The sequence below is a fragment of the Cupriavidus sp. DF5525 genome (assembly GCF_040149425.2).
Classification (GTDB): Bacteria; Pseudomonadota; Gammaproteobacteria; order Burkholderiales; family Burkholderiaceae; genus Cupriavidus; species Cupriavidus pickettii_A.
Genome location: NZ_CP168267.1, coordinates 44,375 through 61,434 on the forward strand (window position 1 = coordinate 44,375; position 17,060 = coordinate 61,434).

15 protein-coding genes and 1 pseudogene are annotated in these 17,060 nt (G+C 64.9%); 14 read left to right on the forward strand and 2 right to left on the reverse strand.

The window, feature by feature from the left end:
• The first annotated feature begins 11 nt into the window (after positions 1-11).
• The 5 genes and pseudogenes from ABNX08_RS34515 to ABNX08_RS34535 all read left to right on the forward strand — a co-directional run bounded on the left by ABNX08_RS34515 (position 12) and on the right by ABNX08_RS34535 (position 6,168).
• Positions 12-1,376 carry a TolC family outer membrane protein gene (locus ABNX08_RS34515; RefSeq protein ID WP_349608456.1) on the forward strand — a complete coding sequence of 455 codons (1,365 nt, stop codon included), beginning with the start codon at positions 12-14 and terminating at the stop codon, positions 1,374-1,376.
• A gap of 12 nt (positions 1,377-1,388) precedes the next feature.
• Positions 1,389-2,123 carry an MgtC/SapB family protein gene (locus ABNX08_RS34520; RefSeq protein WP_349608458.1) on the forward strand — a complete coding sequence of 245 codons (735 nt, stop codon included), beginning with the start codon at positions 1,389-1,391 and terminating at the stop codon, positions 2,121-2,123.
• Positions 2,124-2,450: 327 nt separating this feature from the next.
• Positions 2,451-2,693, forward strand: coding sequence for an H-NS family nucleoid-associated regulatory protein (locus tag ABNX08_RS34525; protein WP_349608460.1), 243 nt, complete (start codon positions 2,451-2,453; stop codon positions 2,691-2,693).
• A 1,191-nt stretch (positions 2,694-3,884) separates the two neighbouring features.
• Positions 3,885-4,121: pseudogene (locus tag ABNX08_RS34530) on the forward strand (AMP-binding protein); the annotation flags it as partial.
• A 190-nt stretch (positions 4,122-4,311) separates the two neighbouring features.
• Positions 4,312-6,168, forward strand: a complete 1,857-nt coding sequence (locus tag ABNX08_RS34535; protein ID WP_349608462.1) for a SagB/ThcOx family dehydrogenase — start codon at positions 4,312-4,314, stop codon at positions 6,166-6,168.
• A gap of 142 nt (positions 6,169-6,310) precedes the next feature.
• On the opposite strand, the gene ABNX08_RS34540 is transcribed toward ABNX08_RS34535, so the two are convergent.
• Positions 6,311-6,523, reverse strand: coding sequence for a hypothetical protein (locus ABNX08_RS34540; RefSeq protein WP_349608464.1), 213 nt, complete (start codon positions 6,521-6,523; stop codon positions 6,311-6,313).
• A 517-nt stretch (positions 6,524-7,040) separates the two neighbouring features.
• On the opposite strand from ABNX08_RS34540, the gene ABNX08_RS34545 reads away from it, so the two are divergent.
• The 3 genes from ABNX08_RS34545 (at position 7,041) to ABNX08_RS34555 (ending at position 8,879) form a co-directional block, all read left to right on the forward strand.
• A complete protein-coding gene (locus ABNX08_RS34545) occupies positions 7,041-7,781 on the forward strand; it encodes a hypothetical protein (RefSeq protein ID WP_022539915.1) in 741 nt (246 codons plus the stop codon).
• 147 nt (positions 7,782-7,928) lie between these two features.
• Complete coding sequence (locus ABNX08_RS34550) at positions 7,929-8,345, forward strand: hypothetical protein (protein ID WP_349608467.1); 417 nt, start codon at positions 7,929-7,931, stop codon at positions 8,343-8,345.
• A 123-nt stretch (positions 8,346-8,468) separates the two neighbouring features.
• On the forward strand, positions 8,469-8,879 hold the full coding sequence (locus ABNX08_RS34555; protein ID WP_349608469.1) for a hypothetical protein: 411 nt from the start codon (positions 8,469-8,471) through the stop codon (positions 8,877-8,879).
• A 166-nt stretch (positions 8,880-9,045) separates the two neighbouring features.
• Here the strand turns inward: ABNX08_RS34555 and ABNX08_RS34560 are convergent, their stop codons facing one another.
• Positions 9,046-9,714, reverse strand: a complete 669-nt coding sequence (locus tag ABNX08_RS34560) for a GntR family transcriptional regulator (protein ID WP_022539917.1) — start codon at positions 9,712-9,714, stop codon at positions 9,046-9,048.
• 332 nt (positions 9,715-10,046) lie between these two features.
• On the opposite strand from ABNX08_RS34560, the gene ABNX08_RS34565 reads away from it, so the two are divergent.
• The 6 genes from ABNX08_RS34565 (at position 10,047) to ABNX08_RS34590 (ending at position 17,002) form a co-directional block, all read left to right on the forward strand.
• Positions 10,047-11,333, forward strand: a complete 1,287-nt coding sequence (locus tag ABNX08_RS34565; RefSeq protein ID WP_349608471.1) for an MFS transporter — start codon at positions 10,047-10,049, stop codon at positions 11,331-11,333.
• 4 nt (positions 11,334-11,337) lie between these two features.
• On the forward strand, positions 11,338-12,093 hold the full coding sequence (locus ABNX08_RS34570) for a LamB/YcsF family protein (RefSeq protein ID WP_022539919.1): 756 nt from the start codon (positions 11,338-11,340) through the stop codon (positions 12,091-12,093).
• Between the two features lie 23 nt (positions 12,094-12,116).
• Entirely contained in the window at positions 12,117-12,929 is an 813-nt protein-coding gene (locus ABNX08_RS34575) for a putative hydro-lyase (protein ID WP_022539920.1), read from the forward strand.
• Between the two features lie 28 nt (positions 12,930-12,957).
• Entirely contained in the window at positions 12,958-14,571 is a 1,614-nt protein-coding gene (pxpB, locus tag ABNX08_RS34580; RefSeq protein ID WP_349608474.1) for a 5-oxoprolinase subunit PxpB, read from the forward strand.
• A gap of 29 nt (positions 14,572-14,600) precedes the next feature.
• Positions 14,601-16,331 carry a biotin carboxylase N-terminal domain-containing protein gene (locus ABNX08_RS34585; RefSeq protein WP_349608476.1) on the forward strand — a complete coding sequence of 577 codons (1,731 nt, stop codon included), beginning with the start codon at positions 14,601-14,603 and terminating at the stop codon, positions 16,329-16,331.
• A 203-nt stretch (positions 16,332-16,534) separates the two neighbouring features.
• Positions 16,535-17,002, forward strand: a complete 468-nt coding sequence (locus ABNX08_RS34590; protein ID WP_022539923.1) for a nucleoside deaminase — start codon at positions 16,535-16,537, stop codon at positions 17,000-17,002.
• Positions 17,003-17,060: the final 58 nt, after the last annotated feature.

Genomic DNA, 17,060 nt, shown 5'->3' on the forward strand with positions numbered 1-17,060 from the left:
GAGTTATTTCGATGAATAGATTGAGCATGGCCCTGCGGGCCGGGCAAGTGGCTTTGGGCTGCATGCTTTTCCTGAACGCTGGCGAGTCGGGCGCTATCGACCTGGTGGCGGCCTATCAGCAGGCATTGGCGCATGATCCAACGAGCCTCGCTGCAAATGATGCGCTCACGGCGGGGCGGGAGAAGGCAGTGCAGGGCGACGCCTTGTTGCGTCCCCGCGTAAGCCTGCAGGCGGCACTGGACAGGATCAACAATCGTTCGTCCGGCAACCCGCCGGCCGACGTCGCGCCGTTGGTATTCAGCGATAGTTCGGGAACTGCGCGGCAGGCGGGCGTGCTGTTGGTTCAGCCGCTGTACGACCGGACCGCGGTAGCGACGAGGAAACAGTTCCGGGAGCAATCAAACCTGGCGCAGACGCAGGTCGACCAGTCTCGCCAGGATCTGGCCCTGCGGGTGGCCGAGGCATACTTTGGCGTGGTGTTGGGCGAGGAAACGCTCCGTGTGGTGCAAGCCGAGAAGGCGGCCTTACGGCAGCAACGCGATCGCGCCAAGGCCCGCTTCGACGTCGGCCAGGGCAAGATCACCGATCTTCATGAAGCCCAGGCGCGCCTGGATGGTGTAGAGAGTCGCGAAGTCACGGCGCAGTCCGCGCTGGAGCAACGACGCACGCGATTCCAGGAAACGGTCGGCACGCCACCCGATCAACTCAGCGCGCTGGCACCCACTTTCGCGCCGCAGCCGCCGGAACCGGACAATCTCACGGCGTGGCAGGCAAGGGGCGAAGAGCAGAGCTACCTCGTCAAGACCAGGCAGTCGGAGCTCGACATTGCCGGCGCGGAGATCGACAAGTACCGCGTCAGCAGCCGCCCGACCGTCGCGCTCGTGGCACGTTATGGCGCGCAAGGGCAATCCGGCAACCTGGCTCCCTGGATTGCAGCCAGCAACACCCGAAGCGCGACGGTCGGCTTGCAGCTCAACATTCCGCTTTACGCGGGCGGCGGCCTGGATTCGCGCGAGCGGGAGTCCGTTGCGAGGAAGAGCCAGGCGGAGCAGGAGGTTGCCGCCGCCCGGCGCGACGTGCGCCTGAAGGTGCAGGACGGATTCCTCTCGGTGAAAACGGGCGTGTCGCGCGTCGCCGCACTCGAGCAGTCGCTGACTTCGGCGCGTAGCGCGCTCGCGGCGACGACGCTTGGCCGGGACGTCGGCACCCGCACGGAACCCGACGTGCTGGACGCGCAGCAGCGCGTGTTCGCCGCTGAGCTCGACCTGGTCCAGGCACGCCTGGACTACCTCCTTGGCCGTCTGCGGCTTGCCGCCGCGGCGGGGGAACTGAGCGAGGAAACCTTGCGCTCGCTGAATGCCTGGCTCGCCGCCTGATCGCGAAATCCTATGCTAGGAGATCTGCAGCACTATTGGAGCGGTAGCTATCTCGCCGCCAACGCGTTCATCGGGTTGAACCTGGTGGGCGCGTTGCTGCTGGGAATGCTGGTTGGCTACGAGCGCTCGTACAACGGTCGGGCCGCTGGTATGCGCACTTATGGCCTCGTCTGCATGGCGTCGACGGCATTGACTGTGTTCGTCGGCTACCCGGCGCTGTGGTACGGCGGTGCTTCAGCGCACGCCCAGGCAGACCCGACCCGTATCGTCCAGGGAGTCGTCACCGGCGTCGGCTTCCTTTGCGCGGGGGTCATCATGAAGGACGGCATGAGCATCCGCGGCCTCACGACCGCGGCATCGATCTGGGCTGCCTCGGCCATAGGGGTTTTGCTAGGCGTTGGTTTCTATGCCGCCGGGTTGCTGCTCGCCGTGCTCTCCGTGGGCTCGATGTCCCTGTTGCACCGGCTGGAGGCCAGGCTTCCGGGCCGCATGACATTTGATGTATCGCTGACTTTCCAACCCGGAGAAGCGCCTGACTTCGATCTACTGATCGACAGGGCAAAGTCCCGCGGCTATCGCGTACTGCACGACAGCCTGACCATCACGTTTGCCGACAACCAGGCCGTGTGGCGAGTCAGCCTGGTCGCGCCGGACAAGGCGCGCGCCCTATCGCCGGCTTCACTGGCGGCCGAGATGGCTGCAACCCAGGGTGTCTCCCGATTCAGCATCGTACCGGTGCGCAGTTGATTCGGGTAGCCGCTTATCACCGTCTTGAGCGGGTGGGTTCACCGACTGTCTTCCACGCGGCCACAAGCAAGGAGTATCCATTCTCTCCATGAGCGGCAGCCAGGACCTCTATGCCTGACCACTGACCGAAACTGGCCGATGCGGCCAGGCGAACTACCGCCGCTGAACGGCTATTGCTTGGTGTCGTGGCGTCGCCCGAGCGAACGAATGCCGGTGGCGGACGGCGTAAGGTCAGAGGCCCGGCGCCGACCGCGAAGGAAGGACAGGACGAAGAACAGGGCGCGCCGGCTGCCGCCCTCAACGCCGATGGCGGCAATGACGGCAACGATGGCAACAAAGAATGAGCGGGTAGACGCGATCCGCTGGATCCAGGCGCAAATGGCCGACAACGCGCTGACGATGGAGGAACTGGAGGTGGCGGGGTGCTTCGATCCTCCGCCACCCCCGCCGCCGGCGGTCTGCTACCGCAATGCCGAGGGGCTGAGCTGGGACGGGCAGGGCGAGATGCCGGCGTGGCTGCGGCGGGCGGTCCATGCGGGGCAGAGCGTGGAGTTTTTCCGGATCAGATAGCTTCGACAGCGGATTAGCTTGGGGCGGTCGTCTTGTAAAAGTGGGCTCACGCCATTCCGCGAGGCCGCGCGGGGGCGGTGGCGAGCAGGCAGGAGCAGCCAATATCCCCGTAGTACCGCGCTTTGTGGCATGGCTGCTCCGGGTGCCCCCCGAAGTGAAACGGTCAGCTCGGGTGGCGCTCAGCGCGTGCACATTCCATACTAGAAGTGGTCGTCTCCGCCGGAATGAGCGATGCTCGTGGGGACGTCTCCGTCTTCCGAAAGGAGGTATCCCATGTGCTTCCGGATTCATTACCTGGATCGCCCTCGTGAGAATGCGGCCCAGGAGCGGCATAGCTCGACGACCTTGTCGCTTCGCTCTCGTCTCGATGGGCGTCGGGCGGCGTTGATGGCTTGGCTACGTCCGATTCCAAAACCAACCAGCCCGGTGACGGCCACATCCTTGGAGCAGGCCGAGCCGGCTGAGGCCGCGGCGAAGCCGGTCTCTCGGCCCATTGACCAGGCTTGCACCGTCGCCGGCACCGCCCGCGAGCGGGACGTCGAGACGGCGTAGGCCGCCATTACTCCTACATGAGCCTCCCGAGCCCACCGGCCAGGCCAGCGCAAGACCGCTGGGCTCGGGGGGCGTGAAGCCCGCCAATAGGGCTTGGCCGGTGGAGGCAACATGCACGGACTGGCGATCTATATAGAGAAAGGGGGCGAAGCTAGGTATGAAAGCGCTAGGCTTGCTTCTCGCCATATCAATGGCGGTAGGGGTTGCGCCGCACGCCAGTGCAATTGGGTGCCAATATGACATGCAGTGCAAAGGGGAGCGAATTTGCGAGCAAGGCCAGTGCGTCTCTTCTGAGCCACCCGCTAGGGTTCCACCAGCGACGAGGAATGTCCCGGCACCCGGGCAGCCCGCCAAGGCTCCCCCAGCGATGAAGAATGTCCCGGCACCTGAGCAACCCGCCAAGGCTCCCCCAAGGACGAAAATCGTCCCGACACCTGAGCAACCCGCCATGGCGTCCCCAGCGATGACGAATGCCCCAGCACTTTCGACTGAGTTTCGTTATTGCTGCACTAAGGTCGGAAAATTCCCCCTCGACCGAGAACCGAACTCGGAGGGCATTGCCGTCAACCGGAGCGATACCTGTTATGGGATAACCAGTTATGGGACGCCTCTCCCAGGTACGCCGTGCAATTGAGTCACCAGTACACCTGCGGCAGCACCGGCGACCCGAAGGACGTCGTGCTCACCCAGGCCAACCTGCTCGCCAACATCCGCGCCATGCGGCAGGCGGCGCGGGCGACGCCCGCCGACGTGTTCGTCTCCTGGCTGCCGCTCTACCACAACAAGGGGCTGATCGGCCTCGCAGTGCTGCTCGCCGTATGGCGCGAATGGCTGGAAAGGCAGGCGGAGCAGCCGGTGGGGCTACCTCCGTCGTAGCGGGGGCGACACCTGTCGCGCATCCCATCGCTAAGGCAGACACTTCCTAAGTCAGCCACGCGTTGGCGCAGAGCGCTCCGGGTGCTGCAAGCTGCGCTGCAAGGGATGACAACCTGTAGCCTGGCCAGGCGGACAAGGATAGAGTTTAGGCTCCGTCGCGTTCCCACATTTCAGCAAGGCGTGTCAGGACATGGTGCCAAAGATCCTTTGGGTTCTGTTGCCGCTTTCGATGTACGCACTGTATGTCACCGTGTCGACGTGGCGCGGACGGACACCGTCGCGTCAGGCGCTCAATGTGCAAACCAGCTTGCTGTTGATCGCCTACCTGGTGACGACGGCAAGTCTCGGTGTGTTCTGGGTGGCCAATCAGCAGTTGCCGGTGTTCGACTGGCACTACCTGTTTGGCTACTGCACGCTGCTGCTTGTCTCCGTGCATTTGGTTTTCAACCTGCCGGCCGTGTTGCGCTGGCTGCGGCGTGCACCGTCCCAGCCCGCGCAGCAGTCCACCCGCGGCGGCAGGCACGGCCCGGTCGCGGTCGGCAAGGCGCTGACCGTCCTCGCCGCTCTCGGCATGGCGTTCTTCCTCGGCACGCGTCACGGCGCCAGCGAAGTCGCTGTCCGCTGGACCAACGCCGCCGAAGCCGGATTTGGCCCGGTCGATGCGGTGGTCCGTTATCACGAATTCTCGTCCGAGTCGCGCAGCCGCGTGTTCCAGCGCGCGCCAGGGGTCGAATGGGGTGCGCCGCCGCCCGCTTTCAAGCGCTACCCCGACGTGCCGCACATCGCCCTCGCGCGGGACAGGACCCACGAGCGCGGCCTGAGCGACGCACTGCGCGCCCCCTCGCCGCGCACGCAGCGCCTGAGCGTTGCCGAGTTGGGCGAGATGCTGTACCTGACGGCCGGCATCACGGCGCGGCGCGGTGGCCTGGCACTGCGCGCCTCGCCATCTTCCGGCGCCCTGTTTCCCAGCGAGCTCTATGTCGTGGCGCACAAGGTCGAGGGCTTGCCGGCCGGGCTTTATCACTACGACCCGGAGCACAATCGGCTCGACGCGCTGGGCGCTGCACCGGCCGCGCTCGGCGCGCCTCAGGCAGACGGCGCCGACGCGGCCGTGGTGCTGACTGCGGTGTTCCGCCGCACCGGCTACAAGTACCGCGACCGGGCCTACCGCTATGCGGTTGCGGACGCTGGCCACTTGCTCGAGAATCTGCGGCTCGCGGGGCATCAGGCGGGAATGCGGGCGACGCTCGTCGCGCGCTTTGACGAGATGCTGGCCGCCAAGGCCATCGGTGTCGATGGCCTCGAGGAAGGCGTGCTCGCTGTCATGGATCTGCGACCCGCAGCCAGCGGCGTGGCGTCCACCGGCGAAGCTTCGCGCGCGCGCTTCGCAGCGCCGCCGGTACCCTCCGGCCTGACAATCGGCGTGACAGGCATGGTGCACCGGGCCACGTCGCTGCAGCTATTGCCCGACGAGGTGGGCGCCGGGCACATCGCGCTACCGGCGCCTGAGCCCGCCGCCGCAGGCGTGACCGACACGATAGTCCAGCGGCGCAGCCAGCGGCGCTTCCTCGACGAGCCGGTGCCGCTCGCGACGCTGTCATCGATGCTGGCCGACATGGCGCTGCCGCCCCAGCTATCGGGCGCCGTCCACATCAATCTGGTCGTCAATCGTGTCGCAGGGCTCCGGCCGGGCGTGTATCGCTACCTGCCTCTGCACGCGCTGGTACGCGTGCGCGACAGCGATTACGCCGCTGCTGCGCAGGCGGCCGCGTTGTCGCAGGAAGTGATCGGCAACGCCGCCGTGGTGCTGGTGCTATCCGCCGATCGCGCGCACATGCTGGCGGAAGGTGCGCGTGGTTATCGCCATGCCTTTCTCGAGGCGGGCATGCTGGGCGAGCGCTGGTTGCTCGGCGCGGTTGCCCGCGGCTTGGCGGCTTGCCCGGTGGGCGGGTTTTACGACGACGAAGCGGCGGCTCTGATCGATGTCGATGGGCAAAGTGAATGGGTGTTGCACCTCGCGGGTCTCGGTGCGTCGACGGGAACGTAGAAGGAGGCCCGCACAGGCTGATGGACGCGCTCGGGCGCCCGACCCGGCAATCAAAGAGATAACGAGTTGCCATCGGCACTTCAAACCACCCCCGGGCTGAATGCGAGCGACAGCGCGGGGGCGGTTCTCTGGGCTTTAGCGCCTACAATGCCCCACGCGCGAATTGGTCAAAATTCCATTTGTCTATATCGAAGGTGACAAGATTGTTTTCGTCTCCGTTCAACATCCCCACCGCGGATCGCCCGCCCGATATCCGGTGCAACTCCTCGCTCGAAAGTGAACGAATCGTCGTGGTTGGCTTGCCTTGCTGCTCGATGTCGAGCGGCAGCAAGTCCTTGATCGTCATTGTGCTCATGGCTTCTCCTAGCTGTGACTTAACGAGTGTGGTTTCAATCGAGCATGTTGCAGTGCTCGATTGAACAGACGCATGGAGCGTGCCGGTTGCGGAGAATAGCCAGAGGATTGTCGAGGTGGCCGCGCAAACGCCGGGTTTCCGGGCGGGACGGTCGGTATGACCGCGGCGTGGCGAAACGCAACGCGGCGTGGAGTGTTGGAAGGCATCCGGCAGTGCCACGAACCTGTGTAGTGCTACCCAACACCTACAAGCGGCGCGACTAATGCAGGACCGGTGCACTGTGACGCCGCTGACGAGGCGGGGGCGCTGCTTCTCTCCGCGGGCCGCATGGGCGCTCCCGGGCCTATCGGAGCGCCATCAGCCTCGAATCCGATCCGGTGATGCGCCAGTTCCTGCAAGCAGAGCCTTTCGCGAGCCCGGCAATTCGGGCAGACGCGAAGGACGGCATTGGGTCGGGAAGAGCCGTTCGCTGGCGCGATGGCAAGGCGACCAAGGCAGCCGCATTACACTGCTACAAATGAGCTACCCTCCCCTGCAACCCCAGCCCCAAAGCCTCCTGACCTCCTATTTCTGGAGCGGCGACGCTATCCGCAGTCGGCGCGTAAGTGACATCGTGCTGTCAGGCACGGTCGACGTGCCAGAGCCGCCGGCGCGTCTGCTCGCGGATTGGGCTAGGGAGATATCGTCCCGCATGACCTTGGAACCCGGGGATGTTGAGGTGTTGCCTCTGGCACGAGCACGAGCGCGCTGGCCGGACTACTCGCACTGCGTGCAGGCAGTGTCTGATTGGGCAAGCACGCTTGGACTGCCCGGAGTACTTGCCTCCAGTGAGGTCGCTCTCATGGCTTGCCGCGGCGCGAGGTATCACCATGACGGAGAGCAGTACGGCGGTGCGGCCTTCTGCAATCTCTTCCTGAGTGAGGATAAGGGGCAGGACGTACACTTTCCGTCGTTGGGTCTTCGAATCCCCCTGACCCGTGGTTCGGTTCTGATATTCGATACCTGCCAGCCTCATGGGGTCATTCAACGCGGCAGCAGCGGTTTTGATGTGGCCGACTTCCCGCCCGACCAGGATTGCACGCAGCTATTCCTGACCTGGGAGCTTCCCATTGAGGATGTCCATGTCATGCAGACGCTCAACGTCGCCTTCGACATTGACCTTTCGACCTCGCCGAAGGTGAATGAGGAGCAAGTCCGGCTGAATGAGGAACGGGTCAGCGTGCGTCACGAGTCAGGTCGGTGGCGCCGAGCTGACTAATCGTCAGGACTGGTCACGATCCCACCTGACGCATGACGGCGGGCATCCGCGTACGGGTGGATCCAGAATCCTGACCTCCGGAACTGGCGTCGAACGGTCGAAGAAGTCTTGAGAATGCCTTGGCTAGGAAGCGGAACTTGCTCCACCATGTCCTCCCAGAAGAACTGGCCGGCTGCATCGATCTCGCCGTCGCCTGCCGGCCAGGTTCTGCCTGTCAGCGATCCTGTTGAGGCGCCATTTGAACTGCACTTCACTTTGAATCCTGCCGGACAACAGCCGAACCGAAGACTACGCCGTCCCACTGAAACCGGGTTGTCTGTGCTCGAGCTTCGTTGGGGTGAAGGCTATCTGGAAACCGAACCCTATGGCCACGGCAAGATTGCCCGCTTCTATCTTGCCTTTTCGCCAAGCGGAGACGTGAGTTTGCCGATCAGCGCAGAACTCGGTCGCCCCGAGCACCATGAATATCGCTGGGTTACTTTTGCCGAAGCTCGGCAGCTTCTCCCGTCTCGGTTTGAACCGATTCTCGAATGGGCGTGGGGGACCGTCAGTATGTCCGGCTAAGTGCAAATCCTGCCATGCGATGGAATGAACATGGTCCTTGACGAGTTCTCACCCTCTTGCTAGCGAGTGGTGGCACGGTGTCCGCATCGCAGGAGAGCATCGTCGAACTTCGCCGTGCCAGCCATGCGGTATATTCAGGCCTTCGACAACAAGCGCAAGACAGACGGCATGGCCCAGAAATCGATTCGGGTTTCACATGTAGGGGTACCCGGCGACCTCAGCGTCCTCAAACTGAAGGGCTATCTGAGATCCGCACTCGCTGGTGTAGCTGAAAGTACTGGCGACGACGAAATCCTGCTGGTCAAGGTGCTGGTGCCGCGGCCTCTGGGCCTGCGAGCCGGTGAAAAACTGTTCGACAAAATTTTGCAAGGGATCGTCGAGAAGGATCCACGCGTGAACCGGGTGTCGGTTGAGTTTATCGACGGCGAAGTCACGCCAGAGAAGATCGCGGCGAGCGAGGCCCGAACGCAGAAGGAAATTGACGCGTACGGGCACTTGCTCCAGAAGTCGACAGACAACGAACAACCCGGCTGAGTATCTAGATGTGGCTTGGCTATTCGTGCGCGGCGACGAATACTCGATAAGCACCCATGTCATCACCCAGAAAATCTTTCAGACCTCACCAGCTGGTGGAAGAGAGCCTTGAGGATGCGTTCCATCGGAGGTAAAGGCCGATCTACTGGTCGCCGGGCACCAGCACTCAACGCCCCTTGAAAAGGGGGTGCCGGGCGCAGACTGACAGCACGATTCGCTCTGACTGCACCAGGTATTCGTTAAGGGCTGCGGCACACTCCGCGAGCTTGCCCGACTCGAACAGCTGCTGGATGTGCTGGTTCATCTCGACATAAGGGCCATGCAGGAATTCCGGATCCTGCAGCAAGCCGAAAGCCAGGCGCAATTCAGCCAGGAGGTGGGAGAACATCACGTTCAGCCGCTCGCTGTCCGCCAGTTCCACGATGGCCATGTGGAACTCCATATTGGCAGTCCCCGCACCTTGCCAGTCGCCGCTGTCGCGGCAGCGCAGTCCCATTTCCACAGCTTCGCGCATGTGCTTTTTGGCCGGATGGCTGGGGTAGGCCTGGGCGATGGCCTGGCACTCGATCAGGCGGCGCACCCGGTAGATGTCGATGATGGCCGCGATGCTGGGAATGGCCACCGACACTCCGCGATTCGGTTCATGCTTCAGCAGGCCTTCCTTGGTCAGCACGCGAAAGGTCTCGCGCAAGGTATTGCGCGAGATCTGCAGGCTTTCGCTTAGCGCGGCTTCCGACAAGCGCTGCCCGGGCGCGAAGTCGCCACGCACGATCCGCTGGCGAATCTGTTCCGTGACCCGCTCGGCCAAATTTCTTACGTCAGTACTTGTTGTCATGTTGGCTTGAATGGGGCTGGCTGGTACCGGTAAGCCCCCGTGCCGGGATGTTAGCGCACTTTGTTCAACAATATGCACAAGATTGGTGCCAGTGACGCCTTCCCCCGGTGGTTTAGGTGTATACCACGATCGATCAAGCCATAATATTGTTCAACAATACAGCAAGGTGGTTGAGTAATACGTGCCGATAGATCAACATGGTATGTATTTTGCTAAACAGCGCTGGGAAGCAGCGGCGCTGGATAGCGTTCTCGCTCGCTACCGGAACATCGTCGCGAAGACCGCGCGACGAGCCTTTTCCAAGCTTTGTCCTATCCAAAGTGAGCGCAACCATGTGGCTTAAAGAAACAACGCAGGGAGAGCGCAAGACGCTCTTTGCCGCCTTCGTCGGCTACGGGGTCGATGCATTCGACTACATGATCTACACCTTCATGATCCCCACCTTCATCCTGGTGTGGGGCATGACCAAGGCCGAGGCCGGCTATATCGCGACGGGCGCGCTCATCAGCTCGGCCGTCGGCGGCTGGCTGGCCGGCATCCTGGCCGACAAATATGGCCGCGTGCGGATCCTGCAGCTGACCGTGCTCTGGTTCAGTTTCTTTACCTTCCTGAGCGGATTCACCCAGTCTCCCGAGCAACTGTTCGTGACCCGCATGCTGCAAGGGCTGGGGTTCGGCGGCGAATGGTCGGTCGGTTCGGTGCTGATCGCCGAGATGATCCGTGCCCGCCACCGCGGCAAGGCGGTTGGCCTGGTGCAAAGCAGCTGGGCAGTCGGCTGGGGCCTGTCGGCGATTGCCTTCTGGGCGGTCTATGCCGCGTTCGAGCAGCAATACGCATGGCGCGTGCTGTTCTGGATCGGCGTGCTGCCGGCGCTCTTTATCCTCTACATCCGCCGCAATATCTCCGAACCCGAGGTGTATCAGGAAACCAAGGCCAAGCTGGCCCGCACCGGGCAAAGCAATAACTTCATGCTGATCTTCAAGCCCGGCGTGCTGCGCACCACGGTGCTGGCCAGCCTGCTGGCGACCGGCATGCAAGGTGCCTACTATTCGGTGACGACCTGGCTGCCGACCTATCTCAAGATGGAGCGCAACCTGTCCGTGCTCAATACCAGCGGCTACCTGATGGTGCTGATCGCAGGCTCCTTCGCCGGCTATCTGACCAGCGCCTGGCTGTCCGACCGCCTGGGGCGCCGGCGTTGCTTCATGCTGTTCGCAGTGAGCGCAGCCATCCTCGTGATCTGCTATACGCAGCTGCCGATCACCGACGCGGCGATGCTGCTGCTTGGCTTCCCCTTGGGCTTCTTCCTGTCTGGCATCTTTTCGGGCATGGGAGCTTACTTGACGGAGCTGTATCCGAGCCATATCCGTGGCTCCGGACAAGGCTTTTCCTACAACTTCGGGCGCGCGGTCGGCTCGGTGTTCCCGGCCATGATCGGGCATATGAGCGCATCGATGTCGCTGGGCGTGGCCATCGGCTATCTCGCCGCGGGCGCCTATGGGTTGGTCATTATCGCGTGCCTGCTGTTGCCGGAAACACAGGGACGCGAACTACTCGGCGAAACCGAGGCTGGCACGGAAGGACCGGCTGACGCAGCAACTTCGCGGACGGTAGCCTGACACCATGCAAATCGACCTCAACAGCGATCTCGGCGAGAGCTTCGGCGCATGGAGCATGGGCAACGATGCAGCCATGCTGGATATCGTCAGTAGCGCCAACGTGGCCTGTGGCTTCCACGCCGGGGATCCGGCCGGCATCCTGCAGACGCTCAAGGCTGCCAGGATCCGTGGCGCTACGGTGGGCGCCCACGTTTCCTACCCCGACCTGCAAGGTTTCGGCCGCCGCAACATGGACGTGGCCAGTGCAGACCTGGTTGCCGATGTGATCTACCAGATCAGCGCCCTGACTGGAATGGCCGCGACGGTCGGTGCCACCGTGCGCTATGTCAAGCCGCACGGCGCTCTGTACAACACCATCGCCAGCGATGAACGGCAGGCGCGCGACGTGATCACCGCCATCCTCAAAGTCGATCCCGAGCTCACGCTGGTCGCGCTGGCGGGCTCGCCGCTGGTGGGTTGGGCGCGGGAGGCCGGCTTGCGCGTCATTGCCGAGGCGTTTGCCGATCGCGCCTACACGCCGCAGGGCACGCTGGTGCCTCGGCGGGAAAAAGGCGCGGTCCTGCACGATGCCTTGGAAGTGGCGCAACGCATGCTGCGCCTGGTGCGTGAAGGCACGGTACGGGCCATCGACGGCAGCGTGGCCCGCGTGGATGCGCAATCGATCTGCGTACATGGCGACAGTGAAGGCGCGCTGGAAATGGCGCGCGCCGTGCGCGAGGCACTAGAGCTCGATGGCGTGAAAATTTGCGCGTTCGCCTGATTCAAGGCATTGGAGAACCACTCATGCAAGATTCCGCACTGCAACGCGCCCGCATCGCCGCCCTGAACGCCGCGCGTGAGGCGCGTGAAAGCTATCGCGCCGGCACCGTACAGCCGACTGCCGGCATTGCACCGGGGATGACGCAAGCCAACATGATTGCGTTGCCGCGTGACTGGGCCTGGGACTTCCTGCTGTACGCGCAGCGTAACCCGAAGGCCTGTCCCGTGCTCGACGTGATCGAGGCGGGCGCGCACCGGACCGTGCTGGCGGAAGGGGCGGACATCCGCACCGACATTCCGCTGTATCGCGTGTGGCGCGACGGCAAGCTGGTGGAAGAGGTGGCCGATGCCACTTCCCTGTGGGTTGAGCATCCGGACCTGGTCACCTTCCTGATCGGCTGCAGCTTCACTTTCGAGACGCCACTGCAAGAGGCCGGCATCGAGGTGCGGCATATCGCCGACGGCTCCAACGTTCCGATGTACCGCACCAATCGCCAGTGCCGCCCCGCCGGCCGGCTGCACGGCGAATTGGTCGTGTCCATGCGGCCAATCCCTGCGCATCGGGTTGCCGATGCGGTTTCCATTACCGGACGCTTCCCGTCGGTGCACGGCTCGCCGGTCCATGTCGGCAACCCGGCGGCGCTAGGCATTGCCGACATAGCAAAGCCCGACTTCGGCGACGCCGTGCGCATTGAGCCGGGCGAAATCCCCTTGTTCTGGGCCTGCGGCGTCACGCCCCAGGCTGCCGTGATGGCGTCCGGCGTGCCGTTTGCCGTGACCCATGCACCGGGCCACATGTTCATTACCGACGTGCCTGACAGCACGTACCACGTCTAAGACCGCCGGGTCGTTTGTGGAGCTCGTTTTGCGTTTCCTGCCCGTTACCTCGAATGCACTGCTGGTGGAGCTGGCCGACCTGGACCAGACGCTGGCCTTGTTGACCTCGCTGCAGCGCGATCCTCTTCATGGCGTTGCGGAACTGGTGCCCGCCGCGCGCACGATTCTCGTGCACTTCCGCGCGTCGGCCACCAGCGCGGCCGCGCTGGTGCGGGCCATTGCCGCGCGCGACCTGTCGCAGCGCGTCGAGCGCAGCAGCATCCTGGTCGAGATCCCGGTGCGCTATGACGGCGAGGATCTGGCCGAGGTGGCGCAGCTGCTTGGCATCACGCCCGAGGAAGTCGTGCGCCGCCACACCGGCAGCGAATACACCGTTGCTTTCACCGGCTTCGCTCCCGGTTTTGCCTACCTGAGCGGCGGCCATCCCAGCTTCGACGTTCCGCGCCGCAGTACGCCGCGTACGCGCATTCCCGCCGGCGCCGTAGGGCTGGCGGGCACCTTCAGCGGCGTGTATCCGCAGGCCAGCCCCGGCGGATGGCAGATCATCGGCGTGACACCCATGGCCATGTGGGATTTGGATCGCGAACAGCCTGCGCTGCTGCAGCCCGGCTATCGCGTGCGTTTTGTCGATATCGCCACGCACGATGGCATGGTGGACGCGGACGGCGGCATCGCCGCTGACGCGCCGGCACGCCCGCCGTTGCCGGCAGCTAAGGCGCCCGCTGCCGCGGCGCTGAAAGTGAGCGGCACCGGCTTGCTGACTGCATTCCAGGACTTGGGCCGGCACGGCCAGGCGGGGCAGGGCGTCTCGGCTTCCGGCGCGATGGACCAGGCGTCGCTCAAGACCGCCAACCGCCTGGTGGGCAACCGCAGCGATGCCGCAGCGCTCGAGACCATCGGTGGCGGCTTGCAGCTGTGGAGCATGGGCGAAACCGTGCTGGCGGTCACCGGCGCCGATGCACCGCTCACGGTGCGCGCGGCCGATGGCCGGCAATGGAGCGTCCCGAACCACCAGGCTGTGGCGCTCGCCGATGGCGACACGCTGAGCATCGGTCAGCCGCGCGCCGGGGCCCGCTGCTATGTGGCGGCGCGCGGCGGGTTTGCTGTCGCGCCGGTGCTGGGCAGCTGCGCCACCGACACGCTGGCCAAGGTCGGCCCCGCGCCGTTGGCCGTGGGCGATGTGCTCGAGCTGCGACCCGCGCCGGCCGGCGCCGTCGTGGGCGCCCCGGAGCAGCCTGCCGCCGACCTGCCCACGGTGGAGCAGGAGGTCGTGCTGGACGTGGTGCTCGGCCCCCGCACCGACTGGTTCACTGCCGAGTCCGTGGCGCTCCTTGCCGCACAGCGCTGGCAGGTCACCCCGCAATCCAACCGCGTGGGTCTGCGCCTGGCCGGCGAGGTACCGCTGGAGCGCGCCATCACCGGCGAGCTGCCAAGCGAGGGCACAGCCCTCGGCGCGCTGCAGGTGCCGCCCAGCGGCCAGCCCGTCCTTTTCCTGGCCGACCACCCGCTGACCGGCGGCTATCCCGTGATCGGCGCCGTGGCACCCCATCATCTGGATCGTGCCGGCCAGATTCCGGTAGGCGCCTGGCTGCGCTTCAATCCGATCGGCGCCTTTCAAGAACTGAACCCGTCTGCCGCCTGAGCGCGCACACGCACCAACAGAGATTTGCCATGAAGAAAGTCCTGATTGCAAACCGTGGCGAGATCGCCGTTCGCATCATCCGCGCTTGCGCCGACTATGGCGTGGCGTCGGTGGCCGTGTATGCCAATGCCGATATCGACGCGATGCACGCGCGCCTGGCCGATGAAGCCTACGGCCTCGACGGTGACCGTCCGGCGGACACCTACCTGAACATCCCCAAGCTGCTCGATATCGCTCGCCGCAGCGGGGCCGACGCCGTGCATCCCGGCTATGGATTCCTGTCGGAAAGCGAAGCCTTTGCCCGGGCGGTGATCGATGCTGGCCTGACCTGGATCGGGCCGTCACCGGAGACGATCGCCCGGCTTGGCGATAAGGTGGAAGCGCGCAAGATCGCCTTGCAGGTCGGCGCCCCGCTGGTGGCCGGCACGCCCGATCCGGTGGCCGACGCCAACGAGGTGCTGGCCTTTGCCGAGCGGCACGGCCTGCCGATCATCATCAAGGCGGCCTTCGGCGGCGGCGGCCGCGGCATGAAGATCGCCTGGCGCATGGATGAAGTCGAGGAGTTGTACGCGTCCGCCGTGCGCGAAGCGGTCACCGCCTTTGGCCGCGGCGAGTGCTTCGTCGAGCAGTTCCTTGACAAGCCACGCCATATCGAAGCGCAGGTACTGGCCGACCAGCATGGCAATGTGGTGGTGCTGGGCACGCGCGACTGCTCGCTGCAGCGCCGCAACCAGAAGCTGGTGGAAGAAGCCCCGGCGCCGTTCCTGACCGACGCGCAGCGCGCGAGCATCCACGCCGCCGCCCGCGATATCTGCGCCACGGCCGGCTACATCAGCGCCGGCACCGTCGAATTCCTGCTCAGCGCCAGCGGCGCGATCTCGTTCCTGGAGGTCAATACCCGCCTGCAGGTCGAGCACCCCGTGACCGAGCAGACTACCGGGGTCGACCTAGTGGTCGAGCAACTGCGCGTGGCCGACGGCCTGCCGCTGTCGATCACCGAAACACCCGCGCCGCTGGGCCATTCGATCGAGTTCCGCATCAATGCAGAGGACGTGGGGCGCGGCTTCCTGCCAACCCCCGGCCCGGTGCAGCGCTTCGATGCCCCATCGGGGCCCGGCGTGCGCGTCGATTCGGGCGTGCAGGCGGGCTCGGTGGTGCCAGGCACGTTCGACTCGCTGATGGCCAAGCTCATCGTGACCGGCGCCACACGTGAACAGGCGCTGGCGCGCGCGCGCCGCGCGCTGCGCGAATTCCGCATCGAAGGCGTGGCCTCGGTACTGCCGTTCCACCGCGCCGTGATCGACCACGCCGATTTCCTTGGCGCGAATGGCTTCAAGGTTCACACGCGATGGATCGAGACTGACTTCGCCGAGCCCCTCGCCGCGGCTACCCGCGCCGAGCCGCAGCAGGACAGCAGCCTGCTGCGTACCGCCATCGAGATCGATGGCCGCCGCGTGGTGCTCGGCCTGCCGGCGCAACTGCTGCGGGGCCTGGCTGACGCGCCCGCATCCGACAGCGCCGCAGCGCCGGCGCAGGCAACCGCCACCGACGCCGCCGAGCTGCCGTCTCCTATCGCCGGCACCGTGCAGGCCTGGAAGGTCGCGGAGGGCGACGAGGTCAAGGAAGGCGAACTGATCGCCGTGATGGAGGCAATGAAGATGGAAATCCAAGTACATGCCCATCGCGACGGCCGCGTGACCTGGCAGACGCCCGCCGGTGTCTTCCTCGCGGCGGGCGCGCGGCTGGCGAGCATTGAGTGAATTCCTTTAAGGAGTCAGTGCTGGAAGGGGGGAAAGGAACTGACTCCACGAATAGCCAGCAGTACCAAAGCCAATTGCAGGGGCTGGACCAAATACGCCGTATAACAACTCGCAGCACGCCGCGCGCGCACGCTGGCCTATAGTCTGCTGGCCCGCCACCCCATCGGCCTGCCCCGGGCCAGGTCCTTCACCGGAGACAAAGCGTGTCGACCACGGAAGCCTATCTGATCGATTCCATCCGCCTCGCCATGGAAAACGTGCGCGAGCGCAATACCTGGCCTTTCGGCGCCGTGGTGGTCAAGGATGGACAGGTGCTGGCGCGCGCGGTCAACGAGGTGGAAGCCACCTGCGATCCCAGCGCGCACGCCGAAATGCAGGCGGTGCGCGCCGCCAGCAGGGCACTGGGCAAGCCCGACCTGACCGGCTGCACGGTCTACGCCAGCGGCTACCCGTGCCCAATGTGCCTGAGCGCGATGTACCTGGCCGGCGTCGGGGCGATCTACTACGCCTATTCCAACGAAGACGGCGCGCCCTACGACCTGTCCGCGGAACGCGGCTATGTCGAACTGGCGCGGCCGCTCGAACTGCGGGAGATGAAGTTGGCCTACGTGCCGGCGCGCGACGAGGGCCCCGATCTCTATGAGGCGTGGCGCAAACGGCAGGGCTGCTAGCAGTCGCTGGGCCGACGGCCATGAACAGGATTGCTCTGAGGTGCGACGGGCCACACGA

Bases quoted from the DNA above. Each gene is read 5' to 3' on its own strand.
- ABNX08_RS34515 (WP_349608456.1), top strand. From the start codon at position 12: ATGAATAGATTGAGCATGGCCCTGCGGGCCGGGCAAGTGGCTTTGGGC.
- ABNX08_RS34520 (WP_349608458.1), top strand. From the start codon at position 1,389: ATGCTAGGAGATCTGCAGCACTATTGGAGCGGTAGCTATCTCGCCGCC.
- ABNX08_RS34525 (WP_349608460.1), top strand. From the start codon at position 2,451: ATGGCAACAAAGAATGAGCGGGTAGACGCGATCCGCTGGATCCAGGCG.
- ABNX08_RS34535 (WP_349608462.1), top strand. From the start codon at position 4,312: ATGGTGCCAAAGATCCTTTGGGTTCTGTTGCCGCTTTCGATGTACGCA.
- ABNX08_RS34540 (WP_349608464.1), bottom strand. From the start codon at position 6,523: ATGAGCACAATGACGATCAAGGACTTGCTGCCGCTCGACATCGAGCAG.
- ABNX08_RS34545 (WP_022539915.1), top strand. From the start codon at position 7,041: ATGAGCTACCCTCCCCTGCAACCCCAGCCCCAAAGCCTCCTGACCTCC.
- ABNX08_RS34550 (WP_349608467.1), top strand. From the start codon at position 7,929: ATGTCCTCCCAGAAGAACTGGCCGGCTGCATCGATCTCGCCGTCGCCT.
- ABNX08_RS34555 (WP_349608469.1), top strand. From the start codon at position 8,469: ATGCGGTATATTCAGGCCTTCGACAACAAGCGCAAGACAGACGGCATG.
- ABNX08_RS34560 (WP_022539917.1), bottom strand. From the start codon at position 9,714: ATGACAACAAGTACTGACGTAAGAAATTTGGCCGAGCGGGTCACGGAA.
- ABNX08_RS34565 (WP_349608471.1), top strand. From the start codon at position 10,047: ATGTGGCTTAAAGAAACAACGCAGGGAGAGCGCAAGACGCTCTTTGCC.
- ABNX08_RS34570 (WP_022539919.1), top strand. From the start codon at position 11,338: ATGCAAATCGACCTCAACAGCGATCTCGGCGAGAGCTTCGGCGCATGG.
- ABNX08_RS34575 (WP_022539920.1), top strand. From the start codon at position 12,117: ATGCAAGATTCCGCACTGCAACGCGCCCGCATCGCCGCCCTGAACGCC.
- ABNX08_RS34585 (WP_349608476.1), top strand. From the start codon at position 14,601: ATGAAGAAAGTCCTGATTGCAAACCGTGGCGAGATCGCCGTTCGCATC.